This is a genomic window from Frigoribacterium sp. CFBP 8751 (assembly GCF_014841545.1).
In the GTDB taxonomy this organism is placed as follows: Bacteria; Actinomycetota; Actinomycetes; order Actinomycetales; family Microbacteriaceae; genus Frigoribacterium.
In genome coordinates this window covers 419,015-435,143 of sequence record NZ_JACYUB010000002.1, presented here as the reverse complement: position 1 = coordinate 435,143, position 16,129 = coordinate 419,015, and the positions used below count along the sequence as shown (strand labels likewise).

The window sequence follows — 16,129 nt, the reverse complement described above, 5'->3', positions numbered from 1 at the left end:
GGAGGTGCGGTGCGGTCCGCGTACAGGAGGCGGACGGCAGGAGGCGCGGTGCCGGTCAGGCGCGGGCGGCGCGCCGCTCGGCGATGCGCTTCTCGGGGTCGGGGGCGGCCTCGGCGAGCTGCTGCGTGTACGGGTGCTGCGGGTTCAGGATGACGTCGTCCGGGGTCCCCCGCTCGACCACCTGCCCCTTGTACATCACGAGGATCTCGTCCGAGAAGTGGCGGGCCGTCGCCAGGTCGTGCGTGATGTAGAGCACGCCCAGGTCTTCTTGTCGCTGCAGTTCGGCCAGCAGGTTGAGCACCCCGAGCCGGATCGACACGTCGAGCATCGACACGGGCTCGTCCGCGATCAGGATGCGCGGCTCGGGCGCCAGCGCCCTGGCGATCGCCACGCGCTGCCGCTGCCCGCCCGACAGCTCGTGGGGTCGACGCGCGGCGACGTCGGCGGCCGGGCCGAGCTGCACCCGCCCGAGCAGCTCGCGCACCTTCTCGTCGACCGTCGACCGCGTCGCCTTGCCGTGCAGCAACAGCGGCCGCGCCAGGTGGTGCCCGATCGAGTGGAACGGGTTGAGCGACGCGAACGGGTCCTGGAACACCATCTGCACGTCGCTGCGGTAGCGCCGCAGGGCCTCGCCGTGCCGGGGCGCGACGGCGCCGTCGAGCACGATCGACCCGCTCGTCGGCCGCTCGAGCTGCAGCAGCATCTTGGCGATCGTCGACTTGCCGCTGCCGCTCTCCCCGACCAGGGCGACCGTCTTGCCGGCCTCGAGCGTGAAGCTGACGTCGTCCACCGCGCGGAGGCGACCCTTCTCACCCCGTCCCCCGCGCACCCGGTAGTCCTTGACGACGTTGCGGAACTCGAGCGTGCTCACGCCGCGCCTCCTGTGCTCGTGGCGACGGACGTCGCCTGCTCGTGCCCCGAGGAGGCGCGGGTCGCGTCGCCCCCGGCCGTCTCGTCGACCCCGCTGCGGATGAACGCCCCGCGGTCGCCGGTCAGGCTCGGGAACGACCCGAGCAGCTTCTTCGTGTACTCGTGCTGCGGGTTCGTGTAGAGCTCGGTGGACTCGCCGATCTCGACGATCTCGCCCGCGCGCATCACGGCGATGCGGTCGCTGATCTCGAGCAGCAGCGGCAGGTCGTGCGTGATGAAGATCACCGCGAAGCCGAGCTCGTCGCGCAACCGTTTGATCTCGCGCAGGATCTCGCGCTGCACCACGACGTCGAGGGCGGTCGTCGGCTCGTCCATGATCATCATCTGCGGGCCGAGGGCGAGCGCCATCGCGATCATCACGCGCTGGCGCATGCCACCCGACAGCTCGTGCGGGTACGACTTGAGCCGGCTGCGGTCGACCCCGACGGTCTCGAGCAGCTTGCCCGCCCGCTCGACGCGGTCGGCCTTCTTCCAGTACGGCCGGTGCGTCCTGAAGACGTCCTCGAGCTGTGCCTGGATCGTCGTGACCGGGTTGAGGGCGTTCATCGCCCCTTGGAACACCATCGACAGCTTGTCCCAGCGGAACGCCCGCAGGGCCTTGTCGTCGAGCTCGGGCAGCAGGATGTCGGCCCCCTCGGAGTCGTGGAAGACCACCCGCCCGCCGGTGATGACGGCCGGCGACTTGAGCAGCCGGTTGATGCCGTAGGCGAGGGTCGTCTTGCCGCAGCCCGACTCCCCCGCCAGCCCGAGGATCTCGCCCCGGGCCAGCTCGAAGCTGACGTTCTTGACGGCGTGGACGGGGTGCTCGACGGCGTAGTCGACGCTGAAGTCCTCGACGGTCAGGACGGTGCTCATGCGGTGGCCCCCTCGGTGGTGCCGGCGGCAGCCTCGGCCCGCGCCAGTCGCTTGCGGTCGGCCCGGCTGACGCCGGCCCGGGTCTGGTCGCGCAGCTTCGGGTTGATGATCTCGTCGATGGCGAAGTTCATCAGCGACAGCGCGCAGCCGAGGAGGGCGATCATCAGCCCCGGCGGCACGAACCACCACCAGGCGCCGAGTCGCAGCGCGAGGCCGTTCTGGGCGAAGTACAGCATCGAGCCCCAGGTGAACTGTCCCGAGACGCCGAGCCCCAGGAACGACAGGCCCGCCTCGGCGAGGATCGCGAAGATCACCGCGAACAAGAACTGGCTCGCCAGCACCGGCAGCACGTTGGGCAGGATCTCGACGGCGACGATGCGCCAGGTCTTCTCGCCCGACACCCGCGACGCCGCGACGTAGTCCCGCGACCGCAGGCTCAGCGTGATGGCGCGCAGCACGCGGGCGCTGGCCGCCCAGCTCGTGATGACGATCACGAAGGCGATCACGACGAGGCCCTTCTGCGGCACGTAGCTCGACACGATGATCGCGAGCGGCAGGCCGGGGATGACCAGCACGACGTTCGAGAACAACGAGAACGCCTCGTCGACGAACCCGCCGACGTAGGTGCCGATGACGCCGAAGACGATGGCGAGCGCCATCGCGACGACGCCGACCAGCACCCCGATCAGCAGCGAGCCGCGAGTGGCGTAGGCGAGCTGGGCGAAGACGTCCTGCCCCGTCTGCGTGGTGCCGAGCAGGTGGTCACCGCTCGGGGCGCTCAGGCCGACGTCGCTGATGGCCTGCGGGTTCTGGACGACGAACGGGAAGACCAGGCCGAACAGGGCGATGGCGGCGATCATGCCGGCCCCCACCCAGAGCTTGGGCGTCACGTGCGGGAAGACCCGCGTGAGGCCCTTCCGGCCGGCGCCCGCGCCGCTGTCACCGGTGGGCGAGTTCGGGTCGGCGAGCTGGCCGAGGTCGATCGTGGACATGCTCGTCGTCCTAACGCTTGGCGCGCGTGCGCGGGTCGATGAAGCCGTACATCAGGTCGACGATGAAGTTCGTCCCCAGCACGGCGAGGGTGATGACCAGGAAGATGCCCTGCATCAGCGCGTAGTCGTTGTTCTGCGTCGCCGTGAAGAGCGCGTTGCCGATGCCCGGGTACGAGAACACCTGCTCGGTCACGATCGAGCCCGACACGACGAACCCGAGCGAGATCGCGAAGCCCGCGAACTGCGGCAGCACGGCGTTGCGGGCCGCGTACGACTGCCGGATGCGCATCGGCGACAGGCCCTTGGCCTCGGCGGTGACGATGTAGTCCTCACTGAGGGTCGACACCATCATGTTGCGCATGCCGAGCAGCCAGCCGCCGACCGACGAGATGATGATCGTCAGCGCCGGCAGCGTGCCGTAGAGGACCGCGCTCTGGACGAACGTCCAGTTGAGCCCCGGCGTCGCCTCGTAGACGTTGTAACCGCCCGACAGCGGGAACACCCGCAGGACGCTGCCGAACACGTACAACAGGATGAGCGCGAGCCAGAAGTACGGCACCGCCTGGAACATCGTCGTCACGGGGATGAAGTTGTCGAGCACCGAGCCGCGCTTCCACCCGGCGAGGGTGCCGAGGCCCACCCCGAAGACGAACGACAAGATCGTCGCGATGCCGATCAGGGCGATCGTCCACGGGATGGCCTGGCCGATGATGGTCGACACCCCGGCCGGGAAGTACGACACCGAGATGCCGAGGTCCCCCCGGGCCAGGTTGCCGAGGTACTGCACGTACTGCGAGAACAGCGGTTCGTCCGAGTCGGAACCGAGAAGGAGGCGCAGGCTGGTCACGGTCGCCTCGCTGACCGGTCCCTTCTGCTGCATCTTGGCCAGCAGGATGTCCACCGGGTCACCGGGCAGCAACCGCGGGATGAAGAAGTTCAGCGTCAGCGCCGCGAACAACGCGACCGCGTAGAAGCCGACCTTCTGGGCGACGTACCTCACCCGCGCCTCCTGACCTTCTCGGTTCCGACCACGATCACTTGAGCTTCAGGTTCAGGACGGTCTGGGCGTTGTCCCAGGTCTTCCACGTCGCCGGGAAGTTCTCGGTGTCGTCGTCGCCCGTGGGCCAGCCGGTCACCTTCGCGCTGTTGAACTCGGTCAGCGTCGACTGCAGCAGCACGGGGATGTAGGGCATGTCCTTCACGATCTCCTTCTGGATCGTGAAGTACTGCTCGGTCTTCGCCGCGACGTCGTCCGTCTGCTCGGCCGCGACGATCGCGGCGTCGACGGTCGGGTTCGAGTAGCGGGCGAAGTTGTTGATCGCCTGCTCGCCCACCGGCGAGGTCGTCGTCGAGTCGAAGTTGCCGTTGTAAAGGTAGTACGGGTCGGTCGAGGGGCCCTGGCCGAGCGAGTCCATCGTCAGCTGGAACTGCCCGTTGTTGCGGGCGGCGACCCACTCGTTGTACGACTTGGCGCTCTGCGTGATCTCGATGCCGACCGCGCGCAGCTGCTCGGCCATGGCGTCGATCGCCGCGATGTAGTCCGAGTAGCCCGTGACGACCTGGATCTCGAGCTGCAGCTTCTGGCCGTCCTTGGCGTAGATGCCGTCCGAGCCCTTCGCGTAGCCGGCGGACTGCAACAGCGCGTCGGCGCCCTCGGTGTCGGCCGTCATCGGCGTCTCCTTCTCGACGTCGGGGCTGATGTAGTCGTCGTCACGACCGAGGGTCATGAAGGTCGGCGAGATCTGCTTGTTCGTGCCCGAGAAGGCCAGGTCGTTCAGCTGGTCGCGGTTCATCGCCTTGTAGATCGCCTGGCGCACGGCCGGGTCGGTCTGCGGGCCGGTGCAGCCGAGGTCGGCGTTCGAGCAGGTCATCAACGTGATCTGCTGCAGCGGGGTGGCGACGTAGCTGACGTCGGGGTTGCTGCCGAGCACCTTGTCGGCCTCGGGGATGAAGATGCTCGACCAGTCGAGGTCGCCGCCGACGATCGCGTCGGTGGCCGACGTGTTGTTCGCCAGGGCGATGTAGCGGATGCTCTTGACCTCGGGCTTGCCCGACTGCCAGTAGTTCGGGTTCGCCTTATAGACGTAGCTCTGCGGGGTGAAGGTGTCGAGCATGTACGGGCCGGTGCCGATCGGCTTCTCGACCGGGTCGGTGGCGATGTCGGACAGCTTCGAGAAGACGTGCTCGGGCACGATCGCGGCCTGGCCGAGGATGTCGGGGCCCTTGACGAACGAGGTGTCGTCGAACGTGAAGACCACCGTGTCGTCGTCCGTGGCCTCGACGGTGCCCTCGAAGCCGACGCGGTTCAGCTCGGGCTTGTCGAGCATCGTCTGGAACGTGTACGCGACGTCGTCGGCCGTGAAGTCCTCGCCGTCGCTCCACTGCACGCCGGTGCGCAGGTCGACCGTCAGCTCGGTGCCGTCGTCGTTCCACTCGTAGTCCTCACCCAGCATCGGCTTGGGGTCGGCGCCCGTGAGGACGTTGTAGTAGAAGAGCTGCTCGTAGAGCAGGCCCTGCGAGGTGCTGTCGGCCGTGGCCGAGAACGGGTTGAAGTTGGCGGTGAGGTCGCCCGCGGGGCCCGTGTTGGCGGTGATCCCGCCTTCGTCGCCTCCGCTCGAGGCGGTGCAGCCGGTGAGCGCCAGGCCCGCGGCGGTCGCGAGTGCGATCGCACCGAATCCGACCCGTCGGCGGTTGGTCATGGAGAGAGGCATCGTCGACCCTTCGTCTGGCCAGGCGCCGTCGCCTGGTCCCGGGGTCTTTCTTAGACGACTTACGTAAGCGAGTCAAGAAAGTCGTGAGCCCGTGTCGGGATCGTGACCTGCTCCTCCTGCCGCACCGCGCCGCGGGGTCAGCGCGAGATGGCGCGTTGCACGACGAGGGCGGCCGCGCCGATCGCGGCCGCGTCGCGCGGGTCGGTCGAGACCTCGACCCGTGTCGTGTGGACGCCCCGCGAGAACGCCGTGCGGGCCAGGGCTTCGACGGCCGCGCGGGCGTAGATCGAGCCGGCGACCGCGACCCCGGGGCCGCTCAGGACGACGCGGTCGAGGTCGAGCAGGTTGGCGAGGGTGACGACGCCCGCGGCGAGTTGCCCGGCCGCCCGGGTGACCAGGGCGTCGGCCGCGACGTGACCGGCGATCGCGGCCCGCGCGAGCAGGTCGAAGTCCCGCGCGACCCCGCCCGGAGCCCAGGTCAGGCCGAGGTCGTCGAACGCGGCGGCGTCGCGGTGCGCCCGAGCCACGACGGCCCCCGGCGAGGCGGCGAGCTCGAGGCAGCCGCGGTTGCCGCAGTAGCAGGGCTCACCGTCGAGGTCGATCGAGACGTGGCCGAGCTCGCCGGCGCCCGAACTCGCGCCGCGGTGCAGCGCCCCGTCGAGCACGATGCCCGATCCGACCCCCGTGCCGAGGTACACGCAGGCGAACGTCTCGGAGCGCGGCACCTGGCGACTCCAGAACTCGCCGAGCGCCGCGGCCGCCGCGTCGTTGTCGACGATGACGGGCAGGCCGAGGCGCAGGGCCAGCGCGGCGTGCAGCCCGGCGTGGAGAGCGCTCTCGGTGGAGCGCGGGCCCGTGCGGACACCGTGCGCGAGGGTCGCCCGCGGGCCGACGACGGCCAGGCCGGCCACCGCCCCGCTCGCGAGTCCGAGGCTGCCGACGACGTCGTGGAAGCCGTCCACGACGCGGACAGCGGCGGCCGTGACGTCGTCAGACGCGGCCGGTCCGGCGTCGACCTGCAGGCGGCCGACGACTCCCCCGCGCATGTCGGTGACGACGTAGGTGAGCGAGTCCGCGCCGATCTGCACGCCCATGCCGTAGACAGCCCGCGGGTTGATCTCGACCATGGTGCGGGGCTTGCCGCCCGTCGACGCCGCCCGACCGGTCTCGCGGACGAGGCCCTCGTCGAGCAGCCGCCGGACGATCGTCGAGATCGACGCCTGCGTCAACCCGCTGGCCTGCGCGAGCTCGACCCGGCTGATCGGACCCGACGACCGCACGAGGTCGACGACGAGTTCGCGGCTCGTCTGCGGTGCGGGCTGCGCCGGGGACTGCGTCGTGGGCCGCGGGTACGAGGCGGGCCGAGGCGCGGTCGGATCGGGGTCGCGGGTCACCACGGGCGTCGCTCCGACCTGTCGGGGGCTGTAGGTTCGGGCGCATGACCGACTCGATCGTCGACACCCGGGTGGCCCCTGCCGGGCCGGGCGACCGCCGTCGCGTCGGTCTCGCCCTCGTCCGCCCCGGCGAGATCTTGGGGGCGGAGCCGTTCTACCACGAACTCATCGCCGGCATCGAACGCGTGCTGCGTCCCCGGGGCCACACCCTGTTGCTGCAGGCCCTCGCCGATCGCGACGCCGAACTGGCGGCCTACCGGCGGTGGGCGACCTCGGGCGACTTCGGCGCGGTGGTGCTGGTCGACCTCACCGACGACGACCCCCGCCCCGCCCTGCTGCGCGAGCTCGGCCTGCCCGCGGTCGTGCTCGGCGACCCCGCGCTCTCGGGCGACCTGCCCGCCGTCTGGACCGGCGACGGCGTCGCCATGCGCGACACGGTGGCCGCGCTCGTCGCGGACGGGCACCGTCGGCTGGCGCACGTGTCGGGCCCGGCGGCGCTGCTGCACACGCAGGTGAGGCAGGAGGCGCTGGTCGCCGCGAGTCGCGCCTCCTCGTCCGTCGTCCGGACGATCGAGGGCGACTACTCGTGGGACGCCGGCGCGGCCGCCCTCTCGCGTCTGCTCTCGGAGCCGATGCCGCCGACGGCCGTCGTCTTCGACAACGACCAGATGGCGCTCGGCGGCCTCGCCGCGGCACAGCGCCTCGGGGTCGAGGTGCCGACCCGGCTGACGCTCGTCGCCTGGGACGACTCGTCGCAGTGCCAGTTGTCGACACCGTCGCTGTCGGCGGTCAGCCACGACGTGCAGCGCATCGGCGAGGTGGCGGCGGGCATGCTGCTCGCCGTGCTGGCGGGCGAGGGCGTGGCGTCGGTCGAGGCGCCGCCCGCGTCACTCGTGCGGCGGGGGTCGTCGGGCCCGGCGCCGGCATGATCACCCCCCGAACAGGTCGATAGCAGATTCTGGGCTGAATGGCCCCCGCGCAGGGGTGATGCGTGGGTGTCTTTGAAATCACCCGGCGCTTTCTGGACCGAACAGTGTGGTTCTCTCAGGTTGAAGATAGCTTGAGGGGGTGCTGCCCTCCGGGCCGGCACTGCGTGTCTCACCCGGCGCTGGGCCGTGGCGGACAAGCGATGACGCTTGCACCACCGATCAAGAAAGCACTCACCACGTGATCACCAAGTTCTCTTGGCGCCGTGCGGTGGCCGTTCCGGCCGTCCTCACGCTCGCCCTCGGAGGGGCCCTCCTCTCCGTCACCGCGGCACAGGCCGCCCCCGCCTCGCTGGTCATCTCGACCCCGGAAGCCGGCGCCACCACGGCGTCGCGGACCGTCGTCGTGTCCGGCACCGTCGCGGCCGGAGCCACCGTCGACGTCTACAAGGGCACCGACGACTCGGGCACCCGCGCGGACCGCATCAACACGGGGAACTCGACGACCTGGTCGACGACGCTCACGTACGCCGACACCGACGCCGTCAACCAGAGCGTCTACGTCACCGGCCTCTACGGCGGCAGCGGCTTCAGCGACCCGCAGGCTCGCGCCTTCGTCCTGCCCGCCGTCACCCCGGCCGAGACTTTCTCGGTCACGACCCCCGAGGTCGCTCAGCAGCTTGCCTCGCGCACCGTCACCTTCTCGGGCACCGGCATCTCGGGCTCGACCGTCAACGTGCTCGGCACGGACGGCAACCGCCTCCCCGGTACCGGCGCCGTCGTCGTCGTCGCCGGCCAGTGGTCGCTCGTCTACACCTACCCCGAGACCGTCGACCGCAACCAGAGCGTGCGCGTGACCCAGGTCACCGGCGGCGCCGGCACGGGTGACACCCCCGTCGCCTTCGTCCTGCCGCAGGGCCAGACGCTCGACGTCGTCACGCCCGCCGAGGGCACGACCACCGCCACGCGCACCGTCACCTTCTCGGGTACCGGCACCTCCGGCTCGACCGTCAACGTCCTCGACACCGACGGCAACCGCCTCCCCGGTACCGGCGCCGTCGCCGTCGTCGACGGCCAGTGGTCGCTCGACTACACCTACCCGGACGACGCCACGGTGGCGCAGACCGTCAACGTGACCCAGGTCACGGGCGGCGCCGGCTCGGGTGACGTCACCCGCTCGTTCAGCCTGCCCGCCGTGGTCGTTCCCCCGACCGCCGTCGTCCTCGACGCCCCGGTCATCACCTCGCCCACCCAGGGTCAGGTCGTCGTCGGTGACCAGGTCACCTTCGAGGGCACCGGCACCCCCGGCTCGAACATCCTGCTCGCCGTCGTCCCGACGGACCAGCTGGACGAGCTCGAGGCCGCCGAGAACGGACGCGCCGCCGCCGCTGCGGTCCCCGCCGACCCCGCCGACCCGATCGTCGTCGACGCCGCCGGCAACTGGACCGTCACCCTCGCCCTGACGCCGAACGACTACACGGCTGCCGCCGTGTCGTTCCTCCTCGACGCCGACGGCCTGCCGGTGCTCGACGCCGCCGGTCAGCCGATCGTCTCGGACCCCTCGGCCGACGTGGCTTTCAGCCTCATCGCCGCGGTCGTCCCGGCCGGCACTCCCGCCACCCCGATCGCCACCCCCACGGGCCTGGCCTTCACCGGTAGCGAAGGCACCGAGGCCGCCATCGGCATCGGCGCCGCCGTCCTGCTGCTGGGCTCGACGCTGATGGTCCTCGCTCGCCGTCGCGCGAAGCTCGCGACCAGCGACGTGGCCGGCGAGTAACACCCGCACCACGACGACGCCCCCCGTCGCTGCCTCGGCAGCGGCGGGGGCCGTTCCGCGTCCGGCGGCGGCCACCCGACGTGGCCGAAGGGGTGTCGCACCGCCGAATGACCATCGCACCGTCGAAATGGGCGGCGCGATGCTCATCCGGCGGTGCGACACGGCGCGGAACGTGAGGCCGCGGACGCAGGAACGCCCCCACCTGATCTGGTGGGGGCGTTCGTGTTCGAGAGGGTGTGACGACGACCGATGGTGGAGATGGGGGGAATTGAACCCCCGTCCATCGCTGAGATTGCACGCATTCTACGGGCGTAGCCAGATGAGGCGTTCTGCTCGGCTCCGACCTTTGTTACTGGCTTTTAGGTCGACGAGCCCAGCCCGAGTGCAAGTCCCGTGTGACCCCCAGGCGTAGTCACACAGCAAGCCATCTAAATGACGTCAGGATCTGGTTAGAAGGCGGTCACCAGACTGACGGACTCCATGTGGCTCTACTGCTTACGCAGCGAGAGCGAAGTCAGTGCGCTTGTTATTGGCACTTATTGTTTTCCAGAGATCGTTTACGAGATAACCCTGGATCCTCGGCCCGCTTCTCGTTCGCACACAGGCGATGTCGAAACCGATCATCCCCATGAGGGGGCCGTCGTCACACGCTCTTGAATTACCAACGCACGTTTCCGTGCGGCCCATCAGTCTACGTCGTCGGACGCCTTCGCGCCACCGGTCACGCCCGGTCGGTCATTCCCCCAGGTGCTTGCGCGCCGACATCGCCGACTGGGCCTCGCGGGTCGCCGTGCGCTCGCGCAGGGTCTGGCGCTTGTCGTACTCGCGCTTGCCCTTGGCGAGGGCGATCTCGACCTTGGCCCGGCCGTCGCTGAAGTAGATCTTGAGCGGCACGACCGTGAAGCCGCCCTCTTTGGTCTTCTGCCCGATCTTGTCGATCTCGTGACGGTGCAGCAGCAGCTTGCGCTTGCGTCGGGGCGCGTGGTTGTTCCAGGTGCCCTCGGTGTACTCGGGGATGTGCACCGCGTCGAGCCACGCCTCGCCGGCGTCGACGAAGGCGTACCCGTCGACCAGTGACGCACGACCCTGTCGCAACGACTTGACCTCGGTGCCGCTCAACACGATGCCCGCCTCGTAGGTGGTGTCGATCGTGTAGTCGTGGCGCGCGCGGCGGTTCGTGGCCACGACCTTCTCACCGCGTTCTTTCGCCACGCTGGCCTCCTGGTCGTTCGGGTGGGGGTGCTGCCGACAGGCAGCCGTTCAGTATACAGCCGAAGAGGCGCGGTGCCCGTGTGACGGGCACCGCGCCTCCTTCACGTGGCCGGCTCCTAGACCTTGAGGTAGCGCCTGATGGCGACGTTCGCGCTGAGGGCCGCGAGCAGGATGCCGACGACGATGACGATCGGCACGACGAGGGCCGCGTCGCGCAGGCCGATGAACGGCGTGCCCTGGAAGGTCACCGCGAGGTAGCCCTTCACGAAGAAGTTCACGATCGCGATGATCGCCCCTCCCGCGAGCAACGATCCCACGAGGGCCGCGATCACCCCCTCGAGGATGAACGGCGTCTGGATGAACCGGTTGGACGCACCGACCAGGCGCATGATGCCGAGTTCTCGTCGCCGACTGAACGCGCTCAAGCGGATGGTCGTGGCGATCAGCAGCACGGCCGCGATGAGCATGAGCGAGGCGATGCCGATGGCCGTGTAGCTCGCGGCGTTCAACACCGCGAAGATCGGATCGAGGTACCCGCGCTGGTCGACCACGCTCTGGACGCCGGCCAGGCTCGACAGGCTCTCGGTGAGGACGTCGGACTGCGTCGGGTCCTTCAGGTTCACCCAGAAGGTCTCGTTGAGGTAGGCGGGCTGCACGAACTCGGTCGCCGGGCTGTCGGCGAACTGCTGCTTGAAGCGGTCGTAGGCCTGGGTCTGGTCCTCGAAGTAGAACTTGTCGACGTAGGGCGTCAGCACGTCGCTGTCGAGCTGGGCGCGGACGCCGTCGATCTGGTCCTTCGTCGCCATCGCGCCGGTGCAGTTGCCGGTCGTGTCGGTGTCGGTGCAGAGGTAGACGGCGACCTGGGCCTTGTCGTACCAGTAACCCTTCATCTGCGTGATCTGCATCTGCAGGAGGGCCGCGGTGCCGACGAAGGTCAGCGAGATGAACGTGACGAGCACGACCGAGACGACCATCGAGGCGTTGCGACGGAGGCCGCTGCCGACCTCGCTCATGACGAGTCCGAGTCTCATGCGTCGGCTCCTCTCGTGCTGAGGTCCTCGACCCCGATGGCCTGGATGGGCACCGCCTGGGTCTGGTAACCACCGTGACGCTCGTCGCGGAGGATGTTGCCCGCACTGAGCTCGATGACCCGACGCTGCATCTGGTCGACGATGCCGGCGTCGTGCGTCGCCATGATGACCGTCGTGCCACCGGCGTTGATGCGCTCGAGCAGGGTCATGATGCCGGCGCTCGTCGAGGGGTCGAGGTTTCCGGTGGGCTCGTCGGCCAGCAGGATCGCCGGCTTGTTGACGATCGCGCGGGCGATCGCGACGCGCTGCTGCTCGCCACCCGACAGCTCGTGCGGCAGACGGTGCTGCTTGCCGACCAGGCCGACCATCTTGAGGACGTCGGGGACGGCCTCCTGGATGAAGCCCTTGCTCTTGCCGATGACCTGCAGGCTGAACGCGACGTTGTCGAAGACGTTCTTCTGCGGCAGCAGCCGGAAGTCCTGGAACACGACCCCGAGGTTGCGCCGGAAGTACGGGACCTTGCGGCTCGAGAGGGTGCCGAGACGCTGGCCGAGGACGTGGATCTGCCCCTGCGACGGCTTCTCTTCCTTCAGCACGAGCCGCAGGAAGCTCGACTTGCCGGAGCCGCTCGCCCCGACGAGGAACACGAACTCGCCCTTGAGGATCTCGAGGGTGACGGCGTTCAGCGCGGGTCGGGGGTTGCCGACGTAGACCTTGGTGACTTCATCAAACCGAATCATGACGGGGATCACCCTAAGCGCGGTCCGCGACGATCATCGCAGCGACTCGCTGCGGCGAGGCGGCTATGGATGTGCTGGGAGCCGCCGGGCAGGCGACGCCTGGTCAGTCCTGGTCGTCGCGCTTGCGCCAGCGGATGCCCGCCGAGATGAAGCCGTCGAGGTCACCGTCGAAGACGTTCGAGGGGTTGTTGACCTCGTGCTCGCTGCGGAGGTCTTTGACCATCTGGTACGGCGCCAGCACGTAGCTGCGGATCTGGTCGCCCCAGCTGGCCGTGATGTTGCCGGCCAGCTCTTTCTTCTTGGCGTTCTCGGCCTCTTTCTGCAGCAGCAGGAGGCGCGACTGCAGCACGCGCATGGCGGCGGCCCGGTTCTGGATCTGGCTCTTCTCGTTCTGCATCGAGACGACGGTGCCGGTGGGGATATGCGTCAGGCGGACGGCCGAGTCGGTCGTGTTGACGCTCTGACCGCCGGGGCCCGACGACCGGAACACGTCGACGCGGATGTCGTTCTCGGGGATGTCGATCGACTCGGTCTCTTCCATCAGCGGGATGACCTCGACCGCGGCGAAGCTGGTCTGACGCTTGCCGGCGGCACCGAACGGGCTCATGCGCACGAGCCGGTGCGTGCCGGCCTCGACGCTGAGCGTGCCGAACGCGTACGGGGCGTCGATCTCGAAGGTGGCGCTCTTGATGCCGGCCTCTTCGGCGTAGCTGGTGTCCATCACCGTGGCGGACATGCCGTGCTTCTCGGCGTAGCGCAGGTACATGCGCAACAGCATCTCGGCGAAGTCGGCGGCGTCGACGCCACCGGCCCCGGCGCGGATCGTGATGACGGCCGGGCGCGGGTCGTACTCGCCGTCGAGCAGGGTCTGCACCTCGAGGACGTCCATCATCTTCTGCAACGCCTTGAGCTCGGCCTGCGCCTCGTCGGCGCTCTCTTGGTCGTCGCCGTCGTTCGCCATCTCGACGAGCACCACGAGGTCGTCGAGCCGCGCTTCGGTGGTCTCGAGCTTCTCGAGCTCGGACTGCCGGTGGCTGAGGGCGCTGGTGACCTTCTGGGCGTTGTCGGTGTCGTCCCACAGGTCGGGGGCCGAGGCCTGCTCGCTGAGCTCGGCGATCTCGGCGACGAGACGGTCTTGCCCGATCACCGCACGGATGTCTTCGAACGTGGCCCGGAGGGCGGCAATCTGCTCAGAGAAATCCAGTGCGATCATGGTCCCCGAGCTTACCCGGCCCGGGTGGGCCGGGCCTGCCCGTGCCCCGCGCCGCCCGCCGCGCGCCTCGCGCCACCCGCCCCGCGCCTCCCGCCGACAGGGTGAGGTCTCGTCTCATCCGCAGTACTCGGGCGGGGCGATGCGCGTCGTGCCCACGCTCATGTCGGTGATCCGGTCGGACGTCCCCACCACGAAGACGAGGTACTGCCCGTCGTCGCCGGCGACGGCGTACTGCGTCCCGTAGTTCTCGTGGTGGTCGAGCGTGCGTTCGGCATCCGGGTAGGCGGCGAGCAGTGTCGCTTCGTCGTCGCCGAGCCCGATGCCGGACGCGGTCCGGGGGGTGGCGCTCGCGAGGGCGGCCGGGTCGTCGAACGTCGGGTCGGCGGAGACGGTCGCGATCTCGGTCGCGTCCGGAGACGACCCGCGCGAGAGGGCGAGACTCAGTCCCCGGCCGTCCGAGAAGAACGACGCCGGGCAGCCGTAGCCGTCGTCCGGGTGCCGGTCGAAGGTGCTGAGCCGGGCGGCCTGCTCCTCGAGCAGGCCGCCGAGGACCAGCGGCCCGATCCGATCGGTGGACACGACCCAGGTCGACGGGGCCGTCGGATCGTCCACCACCGGTGTCGGTGCCGGTGGTGGGACCGGTGTCGCCGACGGCGTTCCGGCCGGTTCGACGACACCCGGCGACGTGCCGGGATCGTCCTCGGGTCGATCGGACGGGAGCGAGGTGGGGGCCGCTTCACCGTTTCCCGACGGCAGGGGGCCACCCCCGGCGAGCGCGACGCCCCCGACGGCGAGCGCCACGGCGGCCACCCCGGCCACCGACAGCAGGACGACCCGGCGGCGACGGGTCGAACGGACGCGTTCGGGTTCGCGCTCGACGGTCTCGGTCAGGAGGCCGCGGATGGCCTCGGCACGATCACGATCGAGACCGGGCCGACCGTGCCGGTCGTCGGGACGGACGTTCGGTGCGTCGCTCATCGGGTCTCTCCGTTCAGGGTGACGGGTCGTTCGGTGGACGGCTCGGAGGCCGACATCGCTCGCGCGAGTCGCGCCTTGGCCCGCGACAGTCGGGACTTGACCGTGCCGACCGGCACGCCGAGCGCCTCGGCCGCGGTCGCCATCGGGAACTCCTCGAGCACGCAGAGCCCGAGGACGTCCCGATCGGCCTTCGCGAGGCCGTCGAGGGCGAGGCGCAGCCGCCGGTCCCGATCGACGACGTCGAGTCGCGCCGCGACGCCGTCGGCGGGATCGTCGACGACGGGGTGCGGCGGCAGGGAGGCCAGGGCGAGACGATGGCGACGGGTGGACCTCGCGAGGTTCTGGGCGACGTGGCCCGTCGTCACCAGCAACCACGCGAGGACCGAGCCGTCGACGACGCGGACCGCGTCCCGACGGCGCCATGCCTCGAGGAACACCACGGCCGTGACGTCCTCGGCGTCGTGCCGGTGACGGCACAACCTCAGGGCGTGACCGTGCACCCGGTCCTGGTGGCGGTCGAAGACGGCCCCGAAGGCGGCCGCGTCCCCGGCGACCGCCCGGGCCCAGACCTCGTCGTCCCCCGTCGCCGTCATCCGTCGCGCTCGCTTCTCGTCGTCATGTCGACGTCCCCTCTGATCCGTTGCCGCTTCCCCTACATGTCCGATCGGGCGGAAAGGTTCCCTCGTCCCGTTCCCCCCGGTGCGGCACCGGCCGGCGCCGGTCAGCGCCGGGCGACGCCCGCTTCGCGAAGGGCCACGTCGGCGAGGCGGCGGACGACCGCGGGCTCCCCCGCACGCCAGGCCGCGACGGGGTCGGGCGACACGGCGAGGGCGGCCTTGGCGTCGCGGCCGGTCAGGGCCCGCAGCGCGAGCAGGTCCTCGCCGCACGGCAGGGCGAGCAGCGAACGGACCGAGGAGGCGCGGCGCACGAACGCGATCCGCCCACGCAGCCAGACCCACAGCACCACGAGGCTCGGCACCCCGGCCACGACGAGTCCGGCGACCAGTGCCGCCCGGGCGACACCCTCCTGCTGCTGCCGTCCGGCGTCGGCCAGGGACTGTCCGGCGCCGCTGGCCCCGTCGAACGGTGCGCTGGCGGCACCGCCGACCAAGGGCAACCCCTCGAGCGCGCGCGACGCGTCCTGCATCGTGCCCTGGAAGCCGGCCCCCGCCTCCTCGAGTTGCCTGCCGAGGTCGGCGAACGAGCCGATGAAGGACGCGATGCTCACCCCGAGCACGACGAAGAGGACGACGAGGCCGATCGCGACCACGTCTCCGGTCACCTGGCGGGTACGGACGAGGGGCGAGGCCGAGTAGAGCTGCATGGGCCCAGTCTGACGCGAGGGGGCCTGCGCGGCCCGACCCGCGCCT

At 70.1% G+C, this 16,129-nt stretch carries 15 protein-coding genes and 1 other RNA gene; 2 read left to right on the top strand and 14 right to left on the bottom strand.

Annotated features, from left to right (window positions below; genetic code table 11):
* Positions 1-55 precede the first annotated feature (55 nt).
* The 6 genes from IFT88_RS07850 to IFT88_RS07825 form a co-directional block, all read right to left on the bottom strand.
* The gene (locus IFT88_RS07850) at positions 56-871 is read right to left on the bottom strand and encodes an ATP-binding cassette domain-containing protein (RefSeq protein WP_137847019.1); all 816 of its coding nucleotides are present in this window, start codon (positions 869-871) and stop codon (positions 56-58) included.
* Positions 868-1,785 carry an ABC transporter ATP-binding protein gene (locus IFT88_RS07845; protein ID WP_192119846.1) on the bottom strand — a complete coding sequence of 306 codons (918 nt, stop codon included), beginning with the start codon at positions 1,783-1,785 and terminating at the stop codon, positions 868-870. Before IFT88_RS07845 ends, IFT88_RS07850 begins: the two co-directional genes overlap by 4 nt.
* A complete protein-coding gene (locus tag IFT88_RS07840) occupies positions 1,782-2,777 on the bottom strand; it encodes an ABC transporter permease (RefSeq protein ID WP_082059830.1) in 996 nt (331 codons plus the stop codon). Before IFT88_RS07840 ends, IFT88_RS07845 begins: the two co-directional genes overlap by 4 nt.
* Positions 2,778-2,787: 10 nt before the next feature.
* Entirely contained in the window at positions 2,788-3,777 is a 990-nt protein-coding gene (locus IFT88_RS07835; RefSeq protein ID WP_123570318.1) for an ABC transporter permease, read from the bottom strand.
* A gap of 34 nt (positions 3,778-3,811) precedes the next feature.
* Positions 3,812-5,488, bottom strand: a complete 1,677-nt coding sequence (locus IFT88_RS07830) for an ABC transporter substrate-binding protein (protein WP_199859016.1) — start codon at positions 5,486-5,488, stop codon at positions 3,812-3,814.
* 137 nt (positions 5,489-5,625) lie between these two features.
* A complete protein-coding gene (locus IFT88_RS07825; RefSeq protein ID WP_199859015.1) occupies positions 5,626-6,885 on the bottom strand; it encodes an ROK family protein in 1,260 nt (419 codons plus the stop codon).
* A 41-nt stretch (positions 6,886-6,926) separates the two neighbouring features.
* Between IFT88_RS07825 and IFT88_RS07820 the strand changes: the two genes are divergently transcribed.
* Together IFT88_RS07820 and IFT88_RS07815 are read left to right on the top strand one after the other, a co-directional pair.
* Positions 6,927-7,811, top strand: a complete 885-nt coding sequence (locus IFT88_RS07820; RefSeq protein ID WP_192119844.1) for a LacI family DNA-binding transcriptional regulator — start codon at positions 6,927-6,929, stop codon at positions 7,809-7,811.
* A 238-nt stretch (positions 7,812-8,049) separates the two neighbouring features.
* On the top strand, positions 8,050-9,585 hold the full coding sequence (locus IFT88_RS07815) for a hypothetical protein (RefSeq protein WP_192119842.1): 1,536 nt from the start codon (positions 8,050-8,052) through the stop codon (positions 9,583-9,585).
* A gap of 250 nt (positions 9,586-9,835) precedes the next feature.
* Here the strand turns inward: IFT88_RS07815 and ssrA are convergent.
* From ssrA to IFT88_RS07775, 8 genes are all read right to left on the bottom strand, one after another.
* Positions 9,836-10,213, bottom strand: a transfer-messenger RNA (tmRNA) gene (gene ssrA / locus IFT88_RS07810).
* Positions 10,214-10,320: 107 nt separating this feature from the next.
* Positions 10,321-10,797, bottom strand: a complete 477-nt coding sequence (gene smpB / locus IFT88_RS07805; RefSeq protein WP_055971963.1) for an SsrA-binding protein SmpB — start codon at positions 10,795-10,797, stop codon at positions 10,321-10,323.
* A gap of 116 nt (positions 10,798-10,913) precedes the next feature.
* The gene (gene ftsX, locus IFT88_RS07800; protein WP_043593665.1) at positions 10,914-11,828 is read right to left on the bottom strand and encodes a permease-like cell division protein FtsX; all 915 of its coding nucleotides are present in this window, start codon (positions 11,826-11,828) and stop codon (positions 10,914-10,916) included.
* A complete protein-coding gene (gene ftsE, locus IFT88_RS07795; RefSeq protein ID WP_043593759.1) occupies positions 11,825-12,568 on the bottom strand; it encodes a cell division ATP-binding protein FtsE in 744 nt (247 codons plus the stop codon). Before ftsE ends, ftsX begins: the two co-directional genes overlap by 4 nt.
* 103 nt (positions 12,569-12,671) lie before the next feature.
* Entirely contained in the window at positions 12,672-13,781 is a 1,110-nt protein-coding gene (prfB, locus tag IFT88_RS07790; protein WP_043593664.1) for a peptide chain release factor 2, read from the bottom strand.
* A 114-nt stretch (positions 13,782-13,895) separates the two neighbouring features.
* On the bottom strand, positions 13,896-14,759 hold the full coding sequence (locus IFT88_RS07785; protein WP_192119840.1) for a hypothetical protein: 864 nt from the start codon (positions 14,757-14,759) through the stop codon (positions 13,896-13,898).
* Complete coding sequence (locus IFT88_RS07780) at positions 14,756-15,352, bottom strand: RNA polymerase sigma factor (RefSeq protein ID WP_159826343.1); 597 nt, start codon at positions 15,350-15,352, stop codon at positions 14,756-14,758. Before IFT88_RS07780 ends, IFT88_RS07785 begins: the two co-directional genes overlap by 4 nt.
* A 128-nt stretch (positions 15,353-15,480) precedes the next feature.
* Positions 15,481-16,083 carry a hypothetical protein gene (locus IFT88_RS07775; protein ID WP_192119838.1) on the bottom strand — a complete coding sequence of 201 codons (603 nt, stop codon included), beginning with the start codon at positions 16,081-16,083 and terminating at the stop codon, positions 15,481-15,483.
* Between the last annotated feature and the right edge of the window lie 46 nt (positions 16,084-16,129).